This window comes from Hungatella sp. SL.1.14, assembly GCF_024460495.1.
GTDB lineage: Bacteria > Bacillota > Clostridia > Lachnospirales > Lachnospiraceae > Hungatella > Hungatella hathewayi.
Genome location: NZ_JANFYJ010000392.1, coordinates 1 through 297 on the forward strand (window position 1 = coordinate 1; position 297 = coordinate 297).

At 55.6% G+C, this 297-nt stretch carries 1 protein-coding gene; it reads right to left on the bottom strand.

All coding sequences use genetic code 11. The features are described 5' to 3' along the window. The coding region (locus NE473_RS31510; protein WP_256265673.1) for an NAD(P)-binding domain-containing protein at positions 1–297 on the bottom strand (297 nt) is incomplete at both ends.

The window sequence follows — 297 nt, forward strand, 5'->3', positions numbered from 1 at the left end:
CTGGCCCCCGTATCTCCGCCGGTTACCGGTGCGTCGAGAGCCTTTAATCCCGTCTTTTTGGCATCCTCGTATATCCTGACCGCCAGCTTCGGACTCGTGGTTGTCATATCGATCAGAACGGTATCCGGATCCGCACTGGCGATGATTCCGTTTTCCCCGAAATAAACCTCTTCCACATCCTTCGGATATCCCACGATGGTAATCACAGCGTCACGTCCGGCGGCACAGGTCTTTACATCTTTGCACCAGACGGCTCCCTCCGTGATCACCTCCTCAGCTTTTTCCCTGGTCCTCGTG